This window comes from Clostridium sp. UBA6640, from assembly GCF_002455975.1.
GTDB lineage: Bacteria > Bacillota > Clostridia > Clostridiales > Clostridiaceae > Clostridium_J.
Window position 1 is genome coordinate 1 of sequence record NZ_DKLM01000090.1, and the last position, 6,118, is coordinate 6,118.

Annotated in this window: 6 protein-coding genes; all 6 read right to left on the bottom strand. The window is 28.1% G+C overall.

All coding sequences use genetic code 11. From position 1 onward, the window contains the following. Window positions 1-70: 70 nt before the first annotated feature. On the bottom strand, window positions 71-1,399 hold the full coding sequence (locus B2W91_RS10305; protein WP_291580548.1) for an ABC transporter substrate-binding protein: 1,329 nt from the start codon (window positions 1,397-1,399) through the stop codon (window positions 71-73). 29 nt (window positions 1,400-1,428) lie between these two features. Continuing rightward, window positions 1,429-2,253, bottom strand: coding sequence for a carbohydrate ABC transporter permease (locus B2W91_RS10310; RefSeq protein ID WP_291580549.1), 825 nt, complete (start codon window positions 2,251-2,253; stop codon window positions 1,429-1,431). A gap of 13 nt (window positions 2,254-2,266) precedes the next feature. Next, complete coding sequence (locus B2W91_RS10315) at window positions 2,267-3,139, bottom strand: carbohydrate ABC transporter permease (protein ID WP_291580550.1); 873 nt, start codon at window positions 3,137-3,139, stop codon at window positions 2,267-2,269. Between the two features lie 3 nt (window positions 3,140-3,142). After that, a complete protein-coding gene (locus tag B2W91_RS10320; RefSeq protein ID WP_291580552.1) occupies window positions 3,143-4,153 on the bottom strand; it encodes an ABC transporter ATP-binding protein in 1,011 nt (336 codons plus the stop codon). A 271-nt stretch (window positions 4,154-4,424) separates the two neighbouring features. Continuing rightward, window positions 4,425-5,303, bottom strand: coding sequence for a GNAT family N-acetyltransferase (locus B2W91_RS10325; RefSeq protein ID WP_291580554.1), 879 nt, complete (start codon window positions 5,301-5,303; stop codon window positions 4,425-4,427). 152 nt (window positions 5,304-5,455) lie between these two features. After that, the coding region (locus B2W91_RS10330; RefSeq protein ID WP_291580556.1) for a cell wall-binding repeat-containing protein at window positions 5,456-6,118 on the bottom strand (663 nt) is incomplete at its 5' end.

The window sequence follows — 6,118 nt, forward strand, 5'->3', positions numbered from 1 at the left end:
TTTGTTATGGAAATTAAAATCACGTATAAGTTAAATTTTCATTGTGGAACCCTATAATTTATTTAAGAAACTAATTACTTCTAGCTTCTTGCATTGCTTTTTCCCCTTTTTCCTGTGCATCTTTTAAAGCTTCATCTACTGACTTTTCATTGGCAAATACTTTTTCAAGTTCTTCTCCTAATACATCTAAAGCTGGAATAACCCCTATTGATCTAGCTCCACTATATCCTTTATCTAATGTTTTCATAGGAATTTCTTTTCGTTGATTTTCTTGTAAGAATTTTTTATAATCATCAAGTTCTAAAGCTGATTTCCTAACTGGTATATAGCCAGTCTTCATTGAGAAGTATGCAGTATTTTCTGTGTTAATCAAATATTTAATATATAACCAAGAAGCTAATTTTTCTTCTTTACTGCCAGTGTTAAAAGCAGCAACATTAGTTCCATAATAAAGCTGTGCATCTTCTTTATAAGTTGGTAATGGTGCTAAAGACCAATTTCCTTTCATTGATTTTTCAATATAAGGAATTGCTGAAGTTGATGCTATACACATTGCCGCTTTTTCTTGAGTTAAGGTATTATTTGGATTTTTATCCTCTCCGGCAAGTCTAGCAACTTTACTTTGGATCATATCGTTAATAAGATTAACTGCTTCTTTAGTTTCTCCCGTATTAAAATTAATTTTATCTGATTCTTCATCTATAACTTCTTCACCAGCTTGTCTAACCCAAATAGCTATATCTGTTGAAATATTATTTGGAAAAGCGACTCCATAAACCTCTGGTTTTCCATCTTTATTATTATCTACAGTTAATTTCTCTGCTGCTTCTTTAAATTCATCCCATGTTTTTGGAACCTCTACATTTTTTTCTTTAAGCATATCTTCATTATAGTAAAGCACCATTTGGCTTTTATTAAAAGGAAGGGCATATTGGTTTTCTCCCCAAAGGCCGTCATCTAAAAATACAGGATAAATATCCTCTACTTCTTCCTTAGATAGTCCTACTTGACTGTTATCTATGTATGGTTTTAAATCTTCTACTAAATCTTTATCAATATACCAAGATAATCTATTGCAATATATTTGAGTTATATTAGGCAATGTACTGCTCTTTGCTGCTCCCATAAGTTTTTCAAATAGACTTCTATAATCACCTTGATTTACCAGTTTTACTTTAATATTGCTGTTCTCTTTTTCAAAATCCTCTGTTATTTTTTTAAGTGCCTCTTCATTTTCTCCTTTCATAGAGTGCCAAAATTGAATTTCTACATTATCCGTAATTTCAGTAGAAATTGCTAATTTTGTCTCTTCGCCATTGTTATTTTCAACCTTACTACAACCTACCGTTGATAAAATTGTAATTCCAGCTAAAATTATAGCTAATATTCTTTTCTTCACATAAACCCCTTCTTTCTTTTTATGTATGATTAACCCTTTATTCCACTACTACCTACACTATTTATAATATGTTTAGATAGTAGTATGTAAATAATTATCATAGGTAAAATTATTATTGTTGTTGCTGCCATTAATAAATTGTAATCCATGCCTACTTCTGATGAAAATTTGGCAAGTACTGTAGGAAGAGTTCTCATTTCTTCTGAATTTGTTACAACAAGTGGCCACATAAAAGCATTCCAACTATTTATTATTTTTAATATAGCTAAGGTAACTATAGCTGGTTTAGCTATTGGTACCATTACAGTACAAAGATATTTAAAATCGCTACATCCATCCACCTTGGCAGCATAATAAAGCTCCTTTGGTATTCCTAAAAAATACTGACGTAGAAAAAATATTGCAAATACACTTGCACACCAGGGAATTATTAATGCTTTGTAAGTATCTATCCATCCTAATTTACTTAATAAAACAAAGTTAGGTATTACAAGAACCTCACTTGGAACCATCATTGTTCCTAAAAGCAATGTAAACAATAAATCCCTACCTTTAAATTTAAAATTTGAAAAAGCAAATGCAGCTAAAATTGTAGTAAACAATTCTCCCAAAGTTATAAAAATTGTTACAATTATGCTATTAAAAAGATGCCTTGCAAATTGATCTAACTTAAATACTTCTATATAATTTTCCCATTTTAAACTTTTAGGGAATAAAACTATATCTTTGGAAAATATCTCACTTAAATCTTTTAGTGAAGTCAATATCATCCATATAAAAGGTAGTAAAATAAATGTTACACCTATTAATAAAAAAATATATTTAAATACATTAAGTAATTTTTTCTCCTTCAATAGCCTCGCCCCCTTAGTAATGTACTTTTTTCTTTCCTATGAAAAGCTGTATCAAAGTAAATATAAAAATTATTATAAAAAGTACAAATGCGGCAGCTGCTGCTGTAGCAAATTGCCAATTCATATAAAATTTATTAAAAATATAATATACAATAGTCATACCACTTTTTAAAGGTCCCGGTTTTTTATCATAAAGTATAAAAACTTCATCAAATAATTTAAAGCTGCCAATTACAGAAGTTATAGACAAAAAGAATATAGTTGGCGACAATAGTGGTATAGTTATTTCCTTAAGACATTTCCATTTTGATGCTCCATCTATCATTGCTGCATATTGATACTTTTTGTCTATACTTTGAAGTCCCGCTAGTAATATAACTATTTTGTACCCAATGCCCCTCCAAATATTTAAAAATATTAAAAGAGGTATTGTCCAAGAACTTTCATTTAAAAATTCCTGAGGTGCTATATTAAATAATCCTATAATATTATTCATAAGACCATAATCGCTACTAAATATCCATCGCCAAACTATAGAAATGGCTACAGCGGATGTAACAAAAGGTAAAAAATATACACTCCTAAAAACTTCTTTGAATTTTATATTACTATTAAGTATTAATGCAAAAATTAAAGCTATAGTTATAGATACTGGTACTGATAATAAAACATATATAAAAGTATTTTTTAATGCTAAATAAAAATCTGGATCTGTAAGCACATATTTATAGTTTCCCAGTCCTTTCTCATAAACAATATCTTTTATATAATCAAATTTAATATAGAAGCTCATAGATAAGACATTAATTATCGGATATATTTGAAACAATAAAATTATAATAAGACTAGGAAGTAAGTAAAATATAACTTTTTTATTTCTATTCATACTTCACTCCTTTAAATTATGAATTCTCTTAAAATTTAAGACCACTCTATCTTTATAAAGAAAGCTTGTATGCTTTGTAGTAATTACACGAAGTAGACTTTCTCCGACTCTTACTTTTAAGTAAATATCTTTTCCCATAGATTGTACATCTTCAATGGTTCCTTGAAGATTATTTTTATTTATATTTTCTTCTATTTTTCTTACTTCTATATCCTCTGGTCTTATAGCTATAGTTCCTTCATTAAGATTTTTATCTTTCTTAATGATATTTGTTATGTAATCATCCTTTTCTAGTAAATTTATTTTGGGATTTCCAATAAATGAGGCAGAAAAAATAGAGTTTGGATTATCATAAAGTTCTTTAGGAGTAGAATATTGTATATCTTTTCCTTGACTCATGAGCAAAATCTTATCTGATATACTGAGCGCTTCCTCTTGATCATGGGTTACAAATAAAGTCGTTATACCAGTCTTCTTTTGGAGAAGCTTAATCTCTTCTCTCATTTCTACTCTTAATGCTTCATCAAGATTGGAAAAAGGTTCATCCATAAGTAAGACTGTAGGCTCCTTAATAATTGCTCTTCCAATTGCAACTCTTTGCTGCTGTCCTCCTGAAAGCTCCTTTGGTTTCCTATTTAACAATTCTTCAACATGAATTAGCTTACTAATTTCTTTTGCTTTTTCTAAAGCTTGTTTCTTCTTTATTCCCTTCATCTTTAATGGAAACATTAAATTTTCCACAACGGTCATATGGGGATATAAAGAGTAATTTTGAAATACCATTCCAATATTTCTATCTTCGATAGAAACATCATTAATTTTTGCATCATTAAAATGAATTTCTCCTTTTGTAGGCTCTAAGATACCTGATATCATGAAAAGTAATGTACTCTTTCCACAACCACTAGGCCCTAATATAGTAACAAATTCACCTTGTTCTATTGTTATACTTAGATTGTCCACAGCTTTAACATTTTCATATGTTTTTGTTAAATTATTTATTGCAATTTTCATAAACTCTATCACCTATCTTTTGAGTTTTCATTAATATGAATTTCCATGGTAATGTTAACACTTATTAAATTATTTTTCCAATAGGATATATATATAATTATCTACTCATCTATTAGATATCTAAATAAGTCAACTACAAATACTTTGTTGCATTTTTAAAAACATTAATTAAAAATCTTTAAATCATTACAATAAATTGCAAAACAAAAATACTAGAATGTAAATTAAAATAGCTTTCTAGTATTTTCATAGATTAAAATTTTATTTAATTTTATAAATATAGCTGATAGAATTTCAAAAAATTCTTTTCCTTAAATCCGCATTTTTTATATAATTTAATTGCTTCATTATCACAATTTACACAAAGAATTATCTCCATTATAGTATCATGGGAAAATACAAAATCAATTGCCATACTTAATAACTTAACTCCTAATCCACGCCCTCTAGAATTAGGCTTAACTCCTAAATATTCTATGTTCCCCTGCTTAGCTTCTGGACATATCTCTACATAGATATATCCTTGAATTTCATCTTTCTCTTTGTATATATAAACTTTATTTTTTGAATTTATTTTATTAACTATCATTTCTCCACTATAGTAAGTATTAGGAAAAATATTATCATGAAGCTTTATAAACTCTTCTTTTTCATCATCTTTCAAAGTTCTCACTCCATCACTAAGGTTCTCTATCCTGTCCTCTCTATTTAGTGATAGTACAAACTCATTGCTTTTAAAAGTAAAATTCAAACTATTAGAAAATTCCATAGCTAAAGAATTTTTATAGTTAAAAAACATATTTGCTTTATTTATTTTCTTAGGTATTAAAGGCAATATATTATTCCACAACTTTAAAGCAAGATCCACACTATATTTTTCATCTACAAAAGGGCCATGAATTTCTGCTGTTTCATTTTCAATATCTAAATCTACACCTAATACAGCTACTATTTCTTTTTCACCACTTAAAAACATTAAGCTTTTATTAGGTAAAAAATCTTCCTTTAGGGTCTCTAATATCTCCTCTTTATTATCTCCACAATATCCTATATGATTTTCTTTTCTCATATTTATTGCTGCTATAAATTTTGCTATCTTTTCTAAATTTTCTTCATTAATGACTGATAACTTCATAACTTCTATTTCCATGGAAATCCCTCCAATATTTAAATTATTATTACTACATACAATTCTATATTTATTGGTTATTCCTTTTTTATATTATTTTTTAACTATTTTACAAACAAAAATGGAGAAGTTTTTGTTACTTCTCCATTTTTACTATACAATTGAACTAAAATCTATTTTACTATGACTTTTAATTCTACTTTGTATTTATCATCATTTATATCATGTCCTTTTACAACACCAGTATAGATTTTTTCTCCTGCTACAGAAGTATCTATAACTAAATCTTCAGTTTGCCATTGTATTTCTACTATTTTAGGTAATGCTTGATTAATTGTTTTTCCATCTGGTAAAACAAACACTGCACTTGGTAATATAGCAAATTGACCTTTATTAACAGTTACAGGTTCTGATTTTATATTTTGGACCTCAAGATATTGAGCTAATTCTTCAATCCATGATAAAACTCCATCACCTAAAACTGCTTGTCCACCTAATCCGTAAACTTTTTTAGCTCTTAAAAAATTCGCATATATATATGTATTAGGATCTATACCAATTGCAGTTGTTAAAATTAATGGTGAACCTGTCATTGCTGCAGCTGCACTTCCAGATAATGCATCTGGATAGTTCATACCTGTTGCTACGTAAACTTCATCATAACTTAACCAATTTCCAAAAGTAGATAATACATTTATATTTGTTTCAAATCTATTTTTTCCACCTATTCTCATTGGATTTGGGAACGCAGAAGCAACTTCATAACTTATAGCTCCAATTCCTCCTACGATAACAGTTTCATTAATTTCTGTTGAAGCTATAAAATTTTCAACATC